Source organism: Pseudomonas sp. BP6 (assembly GCF_017875935.1).
GTDB classification, from domain to species: domain Bacteria; phylum Pseudomonadota; class Gammaproteobacteria; order Pseudomonadales; family Pseudomonadaceae; genus Aquipseudomonas; species Aquipseudomonas putida_Y.
The window spans coordinates 301,840-316,440 of sequence record NZ_JAGINI010000001.1; the positions used below are offsets into that span (position 1 = coordinate 301,840).

Sequence of the window (14,601 nt, forward strand, 5' to 3'; positions counted from 1 at the left end):
TACGTCATGCGTATCGCATTCATCGGCCTGGGCAACATGGGCGCGCCCATGGCCCGCAACCTGATCAAGGCCGGGCATCAGCTGAACCTGTTCGACCTGAACAAGGCCGTGCTGGCCGAGCTGGCAGAACTGGGCGGGCAGATCAGCCCCTCGCCCAAGGACGCGGCGGCCAACAGCGAGCTGGTGATCACCATGCTGCCGGCCGCAGCCCATGTGCGTAGCGTGTACTTGAACGAGGACGGCGTATTGGCCGGCATTCGTCCTGGCACGCCGACCGTTGACTGCAGCACCATCGACCCGCAGACCGCACGTGATGTGTCCAGGGCTGCAGCGGCCAAGGGCGTGGACATGGGTGATGCACCGGTTTCCGGTGGCACTGGCGGCGCCGCGGCCGGCACCCTGACGTTCATGGTTGGCGCCAGTACCGAGTTGTTCGCCAGCCTCAAGCCGGTACTGGAGCAGATGGGTCGCAACATCGTGCACTGCGGGGAAGTCGGTACCGGCCAGATCGCCAAGATCTGCAACAACCTGCTGTTAGGCATTTCGATGATCGGCGTGTCCGAGGCCATGGCCCTGGGTAACGCGCTGGGTATCGATACCAAGGTGCTGGCCGGCATCATCAACAGTTCGACCGGACGTTGCTGGAGCTCGGACACCTATAACCCGTGGCCGGGCATCATCGAAACCGCACCGGCATCGCGTGGCTACACCGGTGGCTTTGGCGCGGAGCTCATGCTCAAGGACCTGGGGCTGGCTACCGAAGCGGCACGCCAGGCACACCAACCGGTGATTCTCGGTGCCGTGGCCCAGCAGTTGTACCAGGCCATGAGCCTGCGAGGCGAAGGTGGCAAGGACTTCTCGGCCATCGTCGAGGGTTATCGCAAGAAGGAGTGATGCAAGAGGTGGATTTCATCGCGGGCCAGGCGGCCTTCCCTCTGTAACTGCGCACCAGAGGGAAGGGCGTCTGCTCCGCGATTTTTTTCGTCCACGCTTACAGGTATTGCGCGGCCGTGGTAGGAGCGGGTTCACCCGCGAATGCTACAGAAGCCTCACCGCCTCATTCGCAGGTAAACCCGCGCCTACAAGTCAGGCGAAGACGAAATACTTGCGTACAGTCTCGACCACTTCCCAGGTACCTTTCATGCCTGGCTCGATCACGAACACATCACCCGCTTTCAGGTGTTTCGGCTCTTCGCCTTCCGGGGTGATGATGCAGTAGCCATCGAGGAAGTGGCAGAACTCCCATTTATCGTAGTTGACCTCGAACTTGCCCGGGGTGCAGATCCAGGTGCCCATGATCTTGCTGCCGTCGGCCGACAGGTAGGCATTGAGGTTGACGGTATGCGGATCGCCGCCGATGCGCTTCCACTTGGTGGCGTCCACGACCGGCGTCGGGCAGGTTTCGCGCAGGACGGTGATGAAATCGGACATGGCACAACTCCTGGTGACTGGCTGAATGACTGGTCACCATAGGCCCAACGGCCGAGCCGCAGTTGCCTGGGCTCGACGTCCAGGTGTCTGGTCGCGCTATGGCAGGCGGTTTGCCTCGACAGTGGGGTGCGCCCCTGCGCGTCAGCCAGTAAAGGTGGCTACCAGTTCTGCGGCATAGCCTGGTAATGCCGCAAAATCCCGCGCGCACACCAGCAACCGGCGGTTGGCCCATGGCTCCTGCAGCGCCACCCAGTGCAACGGCAGCATGCCTTGCCAGCGCTGCACCGCTGCCAGCGGCACCACCCCGATTCCGGCCCCGCCCGCGACCATGCGGATCACCCCATCAAACCCCTCCGCACGCACCCGGACCTGCATGCGCTGCCCCTCGTGCAGCGCTTGCTCTTCCAGGTACAACCCCAGTGCACTGCCGGCCCCCAGGCCGACATAGCCATGGGCCAGGCTATCGATGAAGCTTGGCGCCAGCGCACTGGCCAGAGGGTGGCCCAGCGGAGTCACTAGCACCAGCGGGTCGTCTCGAAACGGCCGGGTTTGCAGGTGCTCGCTGGGGGCGGCTGTGGACACGATGCCCAGGTCGGCCATGCCTTGGGTAATTGCCTGCACGATGCGCAAACTCGGCAACTCTTGCACGTCCACGCTGACGCCCGGGTTTTCAGCCAGATAGCTGGCCAGCAGTTCGGGCAAGTATTCGGTCAGCGCAGCGGTGTTGCACAGCAGGCGCACCTGGCCTTGCTGCCCTTGCGCGTATTGGCCCAGGTCGAACTGCAGGCGTTCGACCTGCTGCGTTATCAGTCGTGCATGCTGCAACAGTGCCTGGCCAGCCGGCGTTGGTTGTACGCCACGGCGGTTACGTTCCAGCAAGGGAATGCCCAGCGATGCTTCCATGGCGCGGATGCGCGCACTGGCTGCCGGCAGCGACAGATGGCTGCGGCTGGCGCCGGCGGTGATGTTGCCGCACTCCAGGGTGTGCTGGAACAGCTTGAGGTCGGTCAGGTCGAAATGCATGTGGCTCTGTCCTGGCAAGAGGCTGGCTGAGTATATGGCAGATTCTCACGTTGCCCGGGGTGCGCCATCATCGGCCCCATGACTACCTTGCTCGCTTTCTACCAGAACATTGGCCCGGCACTGTCGTTGCTGGTTGTACTGACCTTCCTGCTGGCTGGCGCAGTGAAGGGGGTCATCGGTCTGGGCCTGCCGACCATTGCCATGGGCCTGTTGGGCCTGGCTATGTCGCCGGCGCAGGCTGCCGCATTGCTGATCGTGCCCTCGACGCTCACCAACCTGTGGCAGTTGGCCTGCGGCGGGCACCTGCGAGGGTTGTTGATCCGTCTGGGGCCGATGCTGGTACTGATCTTTGTCGGCACCTTGCTGGGCAGCGTGTGGCTGGGAATCAACAGTGGCCCCTGGGCTGCGCACGCGTTGGGGGGCGCCTTGCTGGTCTATGCGTTGTATGGGTTGGTCGGCCCGGGCTTGCAGGTGACCCCGGGACACGAGCGCTGGCTGGGACCGCTGTGCGGGCTGGTCACGGGTGTGGTCACGGCGTCGACCGGGGTGTTCGTGATGCCAGCGGTGCCTTACTTGCAGAGCCTGGGTTTGAACCGCGAGCAGATGATCCAGGCCCTGGGCTTGTCGTTTACGGTGTCGACCCTGGCCTTGGCCCTAGGCCTGGCCGGGCAGGATGCCTTGGGTGGCCAGGCGCTAGGAGCGTCGCTGCTGATGCTGGCGCCGGCCTTGCTCGGCATGCTGGCGGGGCAGTGGCTGCGTCAGCGGATCAGCGCGCTGCTGTTCAAGCGTTGTTTTTTCATCGGCCTGGCCGCACTCGGCGGCCACCTGCTGATCAACGGTTAGCGGACGAAGCACTGAGCATGTCGACCCTCTGGATATCGAAATCGCGCTCCAGGTAATCCATGCGCTTTTCGAAGAAGGCGGCCATGTGCGGGAGGGCCGAGTGCACGTCCAGCGCGGCCTTGTCGGCCCACACTTCGAAGAACACAAACAGGCTCGGGTCCTGCTGGTCGCGCAGCATGTGGTACTCGATGCAGCCGGGTTCCTGGCGGCTTGGCTCGACGTAGGGACGGAACAGCTTTTCGAACGCATCAGCCATTTCCGGGCGGGTCTTGGCTTTGAGGATAAAGGCGAACGGCTCACTCATGGGGCGCTACTCGGTGATGGGTGGTGAGTCGATTCTACGGCAATAATGCATTACTCATTCGTGACTTCTGGTCAATTGTATTTTGCCTCGTCACCGCTGTATCCCGCCCCCGCGAGCCTCTAACCTGCCGGCATCAATTTTTGATTCGGCCGTGGAGGCCAGCATGAAAAAGATCCTTCTGCTCAACGGTGGTAAACAGTTCGCTCACTCCGAAGGCCGCCTCAACGCGACCTTGCACGACGCGGCCATCGCTCACCTGGACCGCGCCGGTTTCGATGTGCGCCAGACGTTCATCGATGGCGGTTACGATGCCCAGGAAGAGGTGGAGAAATTCCTCTGGGCCGATGTGGTGATCTATCAGATGCCCGGCTGGTGGATGGGGGCGCCGTGGACCGTGAAAAAGTACATCGACGAGGTGTTCACTGCCGGCCACGGCAGCCTGTATGCCAATGACGGTCGTACCCGATCGGACCACTCGCAGAAATACGGCAGCGGTGGTCTGGTGCACGGCAAGCAATACATGTTGTCGCTGACCTGGAACGCGCCGCAGCAGGCGTTCGATGACCCGAGCGATTTCTTTGAAGGCAAAGGGGTGGATGCCGTGTACTTCCCGTTCCACAAGGCCAACCAGTTCCTCGGCATGACCGGCCTGCCGACCTTCCTGGCTGTGGATGTGATGAAGCGCCCGGATGTGCCGGCGGCGTTGGCAGCTTATGAGGCCCATCTGGACAAGGTGTTTGGCAAGGCACAGTAATTTTATGCCTGTACGGGCCTATTCGCGGGCTTGCCCGCTCCCACAGGTATTACGCAGGTTTCAAGGACTTTGCAGTACTTGTGGGAGCGGGCAAGCCCGCGAATAGGCCCGTACAGGCGCCGCTGGACTTGGTCTCGACAAGCGGTTATCTAATCCTTGCACAGACCAACCACAGGCCCAGATGTGAAAACCCGATCCGAAGAACTCCAGGTATTCGTCGCCGTCATCGACTGCGGCTCGATTTCCGCTGCTGCCGAGCAGATGGGCCAGACCCCGTCTGCCGTCAGCCGCACCCTGTCGCGTCTGGAGGGCAAGCTGGGCACCACGCTGGTCAACCGCACCACCCGGCGCATGGACCTTACCGAAGAGGGGCGCTACTTTCTTGAGCGCTCGCGGCTGATCCTGCAGCAGATGGACGAGATGGAAGAGCGTCTGTCGATGAACCGCCAGACCCCGACCGGGCGATTGCGCATCAATGCTGCGGCGCCGTTCATGCTGCATGCCATCCTGCCGTGGATCGGCGAGTTCCGCCGCCAGTACCCGGGCATCGAACTGGAGCTCAACACTGACGACCTGATCATCGACCTGCTGGAGCAGAGCACCGATGTGGCGATCCGCATCGGTGAACTGGCCGACTCCAGCCTGCATGCGCGCAGCCTGGGTTGCAGCCCGGTGCAGGTGCTGGCCAGTCCGGCCTACCTGGAGCAGCACGGCACGCCACGGCAGGTCGAGGAGCTGGCCGACCACTGTCTGCTCGGCTTCAGCCAACCTGAGTCGCTCAATCACTGGCCGCTACGCCACGCTCAGGGCGATCGCTGGAGCATCCGCCCGGCGCTGGTCGCTTCCAGCGGCGAAACCCTGCGCCAGTTGGCGCTGGCCGGGGAGGGCATCGTCAGCCTGTCGCACTTCATGACCCACGAAGATATCCGCACAGGGCGCCTGCAGGTGCTGCTGAGCGAGGCCAACAATGGCTACCGTCAGCCGATCCATGCGGTGTATTACCGCAATACCCAGTTGGCGCTGCGCATCCAGTGCTTCCTGGATTTCATCCAGCGCAAGCTGGCGATGTACGCCTGCTGAGTTGCCTGAACGCGACAAATCCTGTCCACAGGCGGCGAAACTTCCGACGGTTGATTGCACAGTCGAAGCGCTTCGGCCTTACTGACTGCTCGACAAAAACAACACCAAGGAAGTGTCATGCGTATTGTCCCTTTCCAGTATCTGGCTCTCGCAGCCGCGATCCTGAGCTGTTCCTCGGTTTACGCCGCCACGCTGGAGGGCGGCGCGGTGGCCGCCCCCGATCAATATGGTGCACAGGTGGCCGCCGATATTCTGAAAAAGGGCGGCAACGCGGTAGACGCGGCAGTGGCGACCGCCTTCACCCTGGCGGTGACTTACCCGGAGGCCGGTAACATCGGCGGTGGCGGCTTCATGACCCTGTTCGTCGATGGCAAGCCTTACTTCCTCGACTACCGCGAAGTCGCGCCCAAGGCCGCCACACGCAACATGTACCTGGACGACAAGGGCGAGGTCATCGAGAACCTCAGCCTGGTCGGGGCACGTGCCGCAGGTGTACCTGGTACGGTAATGGGCCTGTGGGAGGCGCACCAGAAGTTCGGCAAGCTGCCCTGGAGCGAGTTGCTGACCCCGGCCATCGGCTATGCGAAAAACGGCTTCAAGGTGGCGGAAAAGCAGTACCAGTACCGCAACGATGCCCAGGGCATGTTCAAGACGGCGACCAACTTCAACGATTACTTCGGCAACATGAAGGTCGGCGAGCTGTTCAAGCAGCCGGAAATGGCCCAGACCCTGGAGCGTATAGCCGACAAGGGCGTGAGCGAGTTCTATCAAGGCAAGACCGCCGATTTGCTGGTGGCGCAGATGCAGGCTGACAAAGGCCTGATTACCAAAGACGACCTGAAGGATTACAAGGCGGTATGGCGTGAACCGATGGCCGTGAGCTGGCGTGGCAATGTGGTGTATACCGCGCCACCGCCGAGCTCAGGCGGTGTGGCGCTTGCCCAGTTGCTGGGCATCAAGGAAGACCGCGCGGCCGACTTCAAAGGGGTGGCGCATAACTCGGCGCAGTATATCCACCTGTTGGCCGAGATCGAGAAGCGGGTGTTCGCCGACCGCGCCGACTACCTGGGCGACCCGGCCTTCACCAAGGTGCCGGTGGACCAGTTGGTGGCCAAGGATTACCTGGCCAAGCGCGCAGCCCAGGTCAACCCGAAGGCCATTTCCGAAACCGACAACGTCAAACCGGGCCTTGAACCGCACCAGACCACGCATTTCTCGATCGTCGACAAGCAGGGCAACGCGGTCAGCAATACCTACACCCTCAACCTCGACTACGGCAGTGGCGTGGTGGTGAAGGGCGCCGGTTTCCTGCTCAACGACGAGATGGATGATTTCAGCGCCAAACCGGGGGCGGCGAACGCCTTTGGCGTGGTTGGCGGTGATGCCAACGCGATCGAACCGGGCAAGCGCATGCTGTCGTCGATGAGCCCCAGCCTGATGACCCGCGATGGCAAGGTCGAGTTGGTAATCGGTACCCCGGGTGGTTCACGGATCTTTACCTCGATCTTCCAGGTGATGAACAACCTGTACGACTACGGCATGCCGCTGGACAAGGCGGTGGCGGCGCAGCGCGTGCACCATCAGTTGCTGCCCAAGGACACCATCTACTTCGACAGCTATGCGCCACTGACCGGGCCGGTAGCTGATGAGCTGAAGAAGATGGGCTATGTGCTGGAGGACCAGGGCTGGGAGATGGGCGACATCCAGGCGATTCGAGTCGATGGAGCGAAGCTTGAGACCGCTTCCGACCCACGTGGGCGTGGGGTGGGGATGATCGTCAAGTAGTACCTGTGAGCACGCCGGGAGGGCTTTGCCCTCCTATCGCGACACAAGGCCGCTCCCACGAGGACCTGCGTACGTCGATCAATGTGGGGGTGCGGCCTTGAATCGCGAAAGGGCCGCAAAGCGGCCCCAGGTTCCAACGGTCAGACGCGGAACTGGCTGACCAGTGTCTGCAACTGCCCACCCAACCGCGCCAGTTCCACACTCGACGCTGCCGTCTCGTCACTGGCTGCTGCGGTTTGCTCTGACACATCACGTACATTCAGGATGCTTCGGCTGATCTCTTCAGCCACCGCACTCTGCTGCTCTGCCGCCGCAGCAATCTGCTGGTTCATCGACTGGATGCTCGATACCGTACTGGTAATGCTCTCCAGCGATGACCCGGCCTTTCGCGCCAGTTCGACGCTGCTGTCGGTCAGGGTACGGCTGCCCTGCATGGCACTCGCCACTTGCTGGGTGCCGTGCTGCAGGCTGGCAATCAGCTCTTCGATCTCTTCGGTAGACTTCTGTGTGCGCTGGGCCAGGCCGCGCACTTCGTCGGCAACCACAGCAAAGCCACGGCCCGCCTCGCCGGCGCGTGCCGCCTCGATCGCTGCGTTGAGCGCCAGCAGGTTGGTCTGTTCGGCCACCGACTTGATCACGTCCATCACGCTTCCAATCTTCTGGCTTTCCTGCTGCAGCAGGTTCATGGCCTCGGTAGAGCGGTGCATGTCTTCGGCCAAGCGTTCGATCTGGCCAATCGCTTCGCCCACCACGCGGTCGCCGGCCCGGGCTTCGTCATCGGCACCGGTGGCTGCATGTGAGGCCTGCTCGGCATTGCGCGCCACTTCCTGAACGGTAGCGGCCATTTCGTGCATGGCGGTGGCCACCTGGTCGGTCTCGACTTTCTGGCTGTTGGCGCCGGCGCTGGTCTGTTCGGTGACTGCCGACAGCTCTTCGGCGGCGCTGGCGATCTGGGTGACGCCATCGCGGATGCCGCTGATCAGCTCGCGCAGGGTGGTGCCCATGCGTGCGATGCCTTGCTGCAGTACGCCCAGTTCGTCGCGGCGGGTGACGCGCATATGCTGGGTAAGGTCGCCGCTGGCGATCTTTTCCACGGCCATCAGGGTGTCTTGCAAGGGGCGAGTGATCTGGCGGGTGATCAGCACCGCCGCCAGCACGCCGACCAGCAGCGCCAGCAGTGTAGCGATGGCCTGCAGGCTGCGGGCCTGGGTGCTCTCGATGTCACGGCGCTCTAACTGGATCTGGTACAGCGCGTCGCTGCGCTTGACGATGTCGGCGCCTTGCACGGTCATTTCGGCGCGCGAGGTGGTGATGTTGGCAACCGCGTCGCGGAACTGGCGCACGGCCTCACGATAGGCCAGTACCGCGTTTTCGAACTGTTGCAGGCGCGTGTCTTCGCTGGGCAGCTGGCGCTTGAGGTTGTCGGTATCGGCCAGTGCTGCATCCAGCTGGCGCAGGGCAGCCTGCTCGTTGGCGCTGCTGTTGTCGGCGATGTAGCCACGCACATCGATGCGTACCTGCAGCAATTGCTGGCGGGCCTTGCTGATCAGCTGGTACTGGGCCAGGCGCACGCTGTCAGCCTCGGGGCGAGCCATCACCTCCCGGCTGAGCGCATCCATGGCCTGGTCGGCGCGGATGGCCGAGCTGTCCATGGAAACGCGCGCCGCGCGGGTGGCGTCATAGCCCTGGCGCATCTTGTTCAGCGACACCTTGTAGGCGCTGATGGTTTCGCCCAGTTCACCCAACAGCTTGATGTTCTCCGGGCTTTTGAAGGTGGTGGCCAGGTAGGCCTGCTGCTTGCTGAATGCATCCAGCTTGGCCAGGGTGTTGGCGGCGGCGGTATCGTCGCCGTTGGCGATCATGTACTGCAGGCGCGCAATGCGCAGGTTGGTGAGGTCCTTGTTCAACTGGCCGATATCGCCCATCCAGTTGCTGCGGTCGATCAGGCTGCCCAGGCTGGTCCAGCCGGTGAGGGCCAGCAGGCCGGTGAGGACCAGCACCAGGCCGAAGCCCAGGCCGAGTTTGAGGTTGACGCTGATGTTGGCGAACCAGCTGTTCATGCACGCTCTCCAGAAGTTGATTTCGCTCTCTTGATCTTCGATCGCCAGGCGTTGTTGTTCTGGATGCCCGCTGATTCGTGCAGGGGTTATCGGCAATGGATAGGGAAGCTGAAACGCTTTTTCAGCAAAATATCAGCAAGCGGTCTCGCTCGGTCCCTGTGGGAGAGGGTTCACCCGCGAAGCAGGCGACGCCGTGAATGGCACCGGCTTTGCCGGTGTTCGCGGCTAACGCCCTACAAGGACCGCGTCTGCCTGTTGGACCGAGTATCAGAGGTTGCGCGCACTGAAGGTATCGCAGCGGTTCACTTCACCTTCGGCAAACCCGATCTTGAACCAACGCACCCGCTGCGCGGAAGTGCCATGGGTGAACGAGTCCGGCACCACGCGCCCGCGGCCTTGCTGCTGCAGGCGGTCGTCGCCAATGGCATTGGCTGCATTCAGCGCTTCCTCGACATCGCCTGGCTCCAGCCAGTTCAGGCGTTTCTGCGCCTGGTAGGCCCATACCCCGGCCAGGCAGTCGGCCTGCAACTCCTGGCGCACCAACAGGCCGTTGTCGCCCTCCATACGCTGGCCGCTGCGTCGTGCGGCATCGACCTTGGCCGAAACCCCCAGCAGTGTCTGCACATGGTGACCGATTTCGTGGGCGATCACGTAGGCCTGGGCGAAGTCGCCAGCTGCAGCGAAGCGGGTTTCCATTTCGCGGAAGAACGACATGTCCAGATACACCCGCTGGTCCGCCGGGCAATAGAACGGCCCGACCGCTGCCGAGGCAAAACCACAGGCCGAGTTGACCTGGCCACTGAACAGGACCAGCTTGGGGTCACGGTATTGTTTGCCGGCCTGGGCGAACAGGGCTTTCCAGGTGTCCTCGGTGTCGCCCAGAATCGAGGCGACGAACTCGGCCTGCTGGTCGTTGGCCGGAGGGGCCTTGCCGCTTGTGCCACTGGGTGCTGTCTGCTGTTGCTCCATCTGGCCGGCAAGCTGGCCAAGAATCTGCAACGGGTCCTGCCCGGTGAGCCAGCCGATGCCGACGATCAGCAGAATCGCCCCGAGGCCCAGCCCTTTGCCGCCGCCGAAACGCATGCCGCCGCCACCGCCACCTCTGGCATCGACCACGTTGTCGCTGCGTCGGCCTTTTCGCCATTCCATGAGTGCTCTCCCGAGCGTGAAACAAGAAGACAAAGATTAGTTCACGAAGGCGGTACGTGTCAGGCTGAGGTGTTGATACATAACCATTTGGTTATGTATAAAGTGGTCGATTTCAATATTCATCGCGTACCGCCTGCCGGAAACTGCAAGTCCGCCTGCCACGCCCAGGCGTTCTCACAATTCCAAGAGAGGAAACCGGCATGCCCGCCCAGGACAACAGCCGCTTCGTGATCCGTGATCGCAACTGGCACCCCAAAGCCCTTACGCCTGACTACAAGACCTCCGTTGCCCGCTCGCCGCGCCAGGCCCTGGTCAGCATTCCGCAGTCGATCAGCGAAACCACTGGTCCGGACTTTTCCCACCTGGGCTTCGGCGCCCACGACCATGATCTGCTGCTGAATTTCAATAACGGTGGCCTGCCAATCGGCGAGCGCATCATCGTCGCCGGTCGTGTCGTCGACCAGTACGGCAAGCCTGTGCCGAACACCTTGGTGGAGATGTGGCAGGCCAACGCCGGCGGCCGCTATCGCCACAAGAACGACCGCTATCTGGCGCCACTGGACCCGAACTTCGGCGGTGTTGGCCGGTGCCTGACCGACCGCGACGGCTACTACAGCTTCCGCACCATCAAGCCGGGCCCGTACCCATGGCGCAACGGCCCGAACGATTGGCGCCCGGCGCATATCCACTTCGCCATCAGCGGCCCGTCGATCGCCACCAAGCTGATCACCCAGTTGTATTTCGAAGGTGACCCGCTGATCCCGATGTGCCCGATCGTCAAGTCGATCGCCAACCCGCAAGCCGTGCAGCAGTTGATCGCCAAGCTCGACATGAGCAACGCCAACCCGATGGACTGCCTGGCCTACCGCTTCGACATCGTGCTGCGCGGCCAGCGCAAGACCCACTTCGAAAACTGCTGAGGACCCCGCCATGCCAATCGAACTGCTGCCGGAAACCCCTTCGCAGACTGCCGGCCCCTACGTGCACATCGGCCTGGCCCTGGAAGCCGCCGGCAACCCGACCCGCGACCAGGAAATCTGGAACTGCCTGGCCAAGCCAGACGCCCCGGGCGAGCACATTCTGCTGATCGGCCATGTATACGACGGGAACGGCCACCTGGTGCGCGATTCGTTCCTGGAAGTGTGGCAGGCCGACGCCAACGGTGAGTACCAGGATGCCTACAACCTGGAAAACGCCTTCAACAGCTTTGGCCGCACGGCTACCACCTTCGATGCCGGTGAGTGGACGCTGCAAACGGTCAAGCCGGGTGTGGTGAACAACGCTGCTGGCGTGCCGATGGCACCGCACATCAACATCAGCCTGTTTGCTCGTGGGATCAATATCCACCTGCACACGCGCCTGTATTTCGATGATGAAGCCCAGGCCAATGCCAAGTGCCCGGTGCTCAACCTGATCGAGCAGCCGCAGCGGCGTGAAACCTTGATTGCCAAGCGTTGTGAAGTGGACGGGAAGACGGCATATCGCTTCGATATCCGTATTCAGGGGGAAGGGGAGACCGTCTTCTTCGACTTCTGAGGTGAAGCTTGGGGCCGCTTTGCGGCCCATTCGCGGGCAAGCCCGCTCCTACAACGATCTGCGTACACCGACGCCGATCAATGTGGGAGCGGGCTTGCCCGCGAATGGGCTGCAAAGCAGCCCCGGCAATACAACGATCAGCGCCGAACCAGCAGAACCCCACTTTCCATATGGTGGGTATACGGGAACTGGTCAAACAATGCACAGCGCTCGATGCGGTGGGTATCCTGCAACTGGGCAATGTTCGCTGCCAGTGTTTCCGGGTTGCACGAGATGTACAGGATGCGTTCGAAACGACGGGTCAGCTCGCAGGTATCCGGGTCCATCCCCGCACGCGGTGGGTCGACGAACACGGTACCGAACTGATAACTCTTCAGGTCGATGCCTTCCAGGCGACGGAACGGCCGCACCTCATTGAGTGCCTGGGTCAGTTCCTCTGCCGACAAACGTACCAGCCGCACGTTATCCACAGCGTTCTCGTCGAGGTTGCTCAGTGCAGCATTGACCGACGTCTTGCTGATTTCGGTGGCCAGCACCTGGCGTACACGCGTGGCCAGCGGCAGGGTGAAGTTGCCGTTGCCGCAATACAGCTCCAGCAGGTCATCCTCACGCTCGCCAATGGCCTCGAAGGCCCAGCTGAGCATCTTCTGGTTCACTGCGCCGTTGGGCTGGGTGAACGCCCCCTCAGGCTGGCGATAGCTGAACACGCGGCCAGCCACGTCGAGCTTTTCCACCGCGTAGTCGCGTCCGATAACCAGGCGCTTGCCCTTGGAACGGCCAATGACGCTCACGCCCAGCGCTTCCGCCAGTTGCCGTGCCTCCACTTCCCAGGCCTCGTCCAGCGGGCGGTGATAACACATCGTGATCATTGCATCGCCAGCCAGGGTGGTGAGGAACTCCACCTGGAACAGGCGGTTGCTCAGTTCTTCGCTGGCTTGCCAGGCCGCCTTCAGGCGCGGCATCAGTGCGTTGATGCGCTGGCTGGCAATGGGGAAATCGTCGATCAGGATTGCCTTGTGCTTCTCGCCCGGGGCGAACATGGCGTAGTGGCGCTGGCCATCCTCGCGCCACAGGCGGAACTCGGCGCGCAGGCGGTAATGCTCGCGCGGTGAGTCGAAAACAGTCGGCTCCGGCGCGCCGAACGGCGCCAGCAGCTCGCGCAGCCGGGCCACTTTGGCATCCAGCTGGGGGGCGTAGGAGGAGGGGTCGAAAGCAGCACTCATGCGTTGAACCAGCCTAGCTTGATGACGAACAGGATGGAAAGGATCACCAGCGCCGGGTTCAGGTCGCGGTGGCGGCCCGAAATCAGCTTGACGGCGGTCCAGGCGATGAAGCCGAAGGCGATGCCGTTGGCGATCGAGTAGGTCAGCGGCATGGCCAGGGCGGTCACTACAACCGGCGCGGCTTCGGTCACGTCGTCCCAGTTTATTTCTGCCAGGCCCGAGGCCATCAGCACGGCGACGAACAGCAGCGCCGGGGCGGTGGCGAAGGCCGGTACGCTACCGGCCAGCGGGGCGAAGAACAGCGCCAGCAGGAACAGCACGGCAACCACGATGGCAGTCAGGCCGGTACGGCCACCGGCGCTCACACCCGCAGCCGATTCGATGTAGCTGGTGGTGGTCGATGTGCCCAGCAGGGAGCCGGCCATGGCGGCGGTGCTGTCGGCGATCAGGGCCCGGCCCATCTTCGGCATGTGGCCGTCCTTGCCCATCAGGCCGGCGCGCTTGGCCACGGCGATCAGGGTGCCGGAGTTGTCGAACAGGTCGACGAACAGGAACGCGAAGATCACGCTGATCAGGCCCACATCGAGGGCACCGGCGATGTCCAGTTGCAGGAAGGTGGGTGCCAGCGAAGGTGGCATCGACACGATCCCGCCGAACGGCGTGACGCCCATGGCGATCGACGCGACGGTGACGGCCAGGATGCCGATCAATACCGCGCCGCGCACCTTCAGCGACTCAAGGCCGACGATCAGGAAGAAGCCCAGCGTGGCGAGAATCACCGAGGGCTGCTTGAGGTCGCCCATGCCCACCAAAGTGGCTGGGTTATCGACGACGATGCCAGCGTTATGCAGGGCGATCAATGCCAGGAACAGGCCGATACCGGCGGCAATCGCCGAACGCAGCGGCAGCGGAATGCTGTTCACGATCCACTCGCGGATGCGGAAGATCGACAGCAGGAAGAACATCACCGCCGACAGGAACACGGCACCCAGCGCCACCTGCCAGGTGTGGCCCATGTGCAGCACCACGGTGTAGGTGAAGAACGCGTTCAGGCCCATGCCCGGTGCCAGGGCGATCGGGTAGTTGGCAATCAGGCCCATGGTGGCGGAGCCGATGGCCGCTGCCAGGCAGGTGGCGACGAAGATCGCGCCCTTGTCCATGCCGGTCTCACCGAGGATGCTCGGGTTGACGAACAGGATGTAGGCCATGGCCAGGAAGGTGGTGACGCCCGCGAGAATCTCGGTGCGCACGTTGGTGTTGTGTGCTCTTAGTTGAAACAGCCTTTCCAGCATGCCCGCTCCCCAAGGCGCCCCCGGCGCCATGAATGTATCGACCCCATCAGCAAAGCACAGACCGTACCGGATGCCGTGGTTTTGTGTGGGGAGGAAAAAAGCCGCGCATCATACCAGCATG

Annotated in this window: 14 protein-coding genes; 7 read left to right on the plus strand and 7 right to left on the minus strand. The window is 62.8% G+C overall.

Annotation, left to right across the window (positions count from 1 at the left end):
* Positions 1-6 precede the first annotated feature (6 nt).
* Entirely contained in the window at positions 7-894 is an 888-nt protein-coding gene (gene mmsB, locus J3A98_RS01325; RefSeq protein WP_176682502.1) for a 3-hydroxyisobutyrate dehydrogenase, read from the plus strand.
* 192 nt (positions 895-1,086) lie between these two features.
* Here the strand turns inward: mmsB and J3A98_RS01330 are convergent, their stop codons facing one another.
* Together J3A98_RS01330 and J3A98_RS01335 are read right to left on the minus strand one after the other, a co-directional pair.
* Complete coding sequence (locus J3A98_RS01330; RefSeq protein WP_003251579.1) at positions 1,087-1,431, minus strand: cupin domain-containing protein; 345 nt, start codon at positions 1,429-1,431, stop codon at positions 1,087-1,089.
* Positions 1,432-1,572: 141 nt separating this feature from the next.
* Positions 1,573-2,454: a LysR substrate-binding domain-containing protein gene (locus tag J3A98_RS01335; protein ID WP_209963471.1), complete on the minus strand. Its 882-nt coding sequence runs from the start codon at positions 2,452-2,454 to the stop codon at positions 1,573-1,575.
* Between the two features lie 78 nt (positions 2,455-2,532).
* Between J3A98_RS01335 and J3A98_RS01340 the strand changes: the two genes are divergently transcribed.
* On the plus strand, positions 2,533-3,297 hold the full coding sequence (locus J3A98_RS01340; protein WP_209963472.1) for a sulfite exporter TauE/SafE family protein: 765 nt from the start codon (positions 2,533-2,535) through the stop codon (positions 3,295-3,297).
* Here the strand turns inward: J3A98_RS01340 and J3A98_RS01345 are convergent.
* Positions 3,287-3,601, minus strand: a complete 315-nt coding sequence (locus J3A98_RS01345; protein WP_176682505.1) for a putative quinol monooxygenase — start codon at positions 3,599-3,601, stop codon at positions 3,287-3,289. The two genes, J3A98_RS01340 and J3A98_RS01345, sit on opposite strands and share 11 nt — an antisense overlap.
* A gap of 163 nt (positions 3,602-3,764) precedes the next feature.
* Between J3A98_RS01345 and J3A98_RS01350 the strand changes: the two genes are divergently transcribed.
* The 3 genes from J3A98_RS01350 (at position 3,765) to ggt (ending at position 7,220) form a co-directional block, all read left to right on the plus strand.
* Complete coding sequence (locus tag J3A98_RS01350) at positions 3,765-4,355, plus strand: NAD(P)H-dependent oxidoreductase (RefSeq protein WP_176682506.1); 591 nt, start codon at positions 3,765-3,767, stop codon at positions 4,353-4,355.
* 183 nt (positions 4,356-4,538) lie between these two features.
* Positions 4,539-5,435 carry a LysR family transcriptional regulator gene (locus J3A98_RS01355; protein WP_014592364.1) on the plus strand — a complete coding sequence of 299 codons (897 nt, stop codon included), beginning with the start codon at positions 4,539-4,541 and terminating at the stop codon, positions 5,433-5,435.
* A 117-nt stretch (positions 5,436-5,552) separates the two neighbouring features.
* Positions 5,553-7,220, plus strand: coding sequence for a gamma-glutamyltransferase (gene ggt, locus J3A98_RS01360; RefSeq protein ID WP_176682507.1), 1,668 nt, complete (start codon positions 5,553-5,555; stop codon positions 7,218-7,220).
* A 140-nt stretch (positions 7,221-7,360) separates the two neighbouring features.
* Here ggt and J3A98_RS01365 read toward each other — a convergent pair whose 3' ends face one another.
* Positions 7,361-9,280 (minus strand): methyl-accepting chemotaxis protein, encoded by a 1,920-nt coding sequence (locus J3A98_RS01365; protein WP_209963476.1) that lies wholly within the window; start codon positions 9,278-9,280, stop codon positions 7,361-7,363.
* A 267-nt stretch (positions 9,281-9,547) separates the two neighbouring features.
* On the minus strand, positions 9,548-10,429 hold the full coding sequence (locus tag J3A98_RS01370; RefSeq protein WP_209963479.1) for a neutral zinc metallopeptidase: 882 nt from the start codon (positions 10,427-10,429) through the stop codon (positions 9,548-9,550).
* 200 nt (positions 10,430-10,629) lie between these two features.
* On the opposite strand from J3A98_RS01370, the gene pcaH reads away from it, so the two are divergent.
* Both pcaH and pcaG read left to right on the plus strand, forming a co-directional pair.
* On the plus strand, positions 10,630-11,349 hold the full coding sequence (gene pcaH, locus J3A98_RS01375; RefSeq protein WP_009682255.1) for a protocatechuate 3,4-dioxygenase subunit beta: 720 nt from the start codon (positions 10,630-10,632) through the stop codon (positions 11,347-11,349).
* Between the two features lie 10 nt (positions 11,350-11,359).
* Positions 11,360-11,965: a protocatechuate 3,4-dioxygenase subunit alpha gene (gene pcaG / locus J3A98_RS01380; protein ID WP_010955312.1), complete on the plus strand. Its 606-nt coding sequence runs from the start codon at positions 11,360-11,362 to the stop codon at positions 11,963-11,965.
* 137 nt (positions 11,966-12,102) lie between these two features.
* Here the strand turns inward: pcaG and trmA are convergent, their stop codons facing one another.
* Together trmA and J3A98_RS01390 are read right to left on the minus strand one after the other, a co-directional pair.
* Positions 12,103-13,188, minus strand: a complete 1,086-nt coding sequence (gene trmA, locus J3A98_RS01385) for a tRNA (uridine(54)-C5)-methyltransferase TrmA (protein WP_209963482.1) — start codon at positions 13,186-13,188, stop codon at positions 12,103-12,105.
* Complete coding sequence (locus J3A98_RS01390) at positions 13,185-14,480, minus strand: NCS2 family permease (protein WP_209963485.1); 1,296 nt, start codon at positions 14,478-14,480, stop codon at positions 13,185-13,187. The genes trmA and J3A98_RS01390 overlap by 4 nt, the downstream gene beginning before the upstream one ends.
* Positions 14,481-14,601: the final 121 nt, after the last annotated feature.

Bases quoted from the DNA above. Each gene is read 5' to 3' on its own strand.
- mmsB (WP_176682502.1), top strand. From the start codon at position 7: ATGCGTATCGCATTCATCGGCCTGGGCAACATGGGCGCGCCCATGGCC.
- J3A98_RS01330 (WP_003251579.1), bottom strand. From the start codon at position 1,431: ATGTCCGATTTCATCACCGTCCTGCGCGAAACCTGCCCGACGCCGGTC.
- J3A98_RS01335 (WP_209963471.1), bottom strand. From the start codon at position 2,454: ATGCATTTCGACCTGACCGACCTCAAGCTGTTCCAGCACACCCTGGAG.
- J3A98_RS01340 (WP_209963472.1), top strand. From the start codon at position 2,533: ATGACTACCTTGCTCGCTTTCTACCAGAACATTGGCCCGGCACTGTCG.
- J3A98_RS01345 (WP_176682505.1), bottom strand. From the start codon at position 3,601: ATGAGTGAGCCGTTCGCCTTTATCCTCAAAGCCAAGACCCGCCCGGAA.
- J3A98_RS01350 (WP_176682506.1), top strand. From the start codon at position 3,765: ATGAAAAAGATCCTTCTGCTCAACGGTGGTAAACAGTTCGCTCACTCC.
- ggt (WP_176682507.1), top strand. From the start codon at position 5,553: ATGCGTATTGTCCCTTTCCAGTATCTGGCTCTCGCAGCCGCGATCCTG.
- J3A98_RS01365 (WP_209963476.1), bottom strand. From the start codon at position 9,280: ATGAACAGCTGGTTCGCCAACATCAGCGTCAACCTCAAACTCGGCCTG.
- J3A98_RS01370 (WP_209963479.1), bottom strand. From the start codon at position 10,429: ATGGAATGGCGAAAAGGCCGACGCAGCGACAACGTGGTCGATGCCAGA.
- pcaH (WP_009682255.1), top strand. From the start codon at position 10,630: ATGCCCGCCCAGGACAACAGCCGCTTCGTGATCCGTGATCGCAACTGG.
- pcaG (WP_010955312.1), top strand. From the start codon at position 11,360: ATGCCAATCGAACTGCTGCCGGAAACCCCTTCGCAGACTGCCGGCCCC.
- trmA (WP_209963482.1), bottom strand. From the start codon at position 13,188: ATGAGTGCTGCTTTCGACCCCTCCTCCTACGCCCCCCAGCTGGATGCC.
- J3A98_RS01390 (WP_209963485.1), bottom strand. From the start codon at position 14,480: ATGCTGGAAAGGCTGTTTCAACTAAGAGCACACAACACCAACGTGCGC.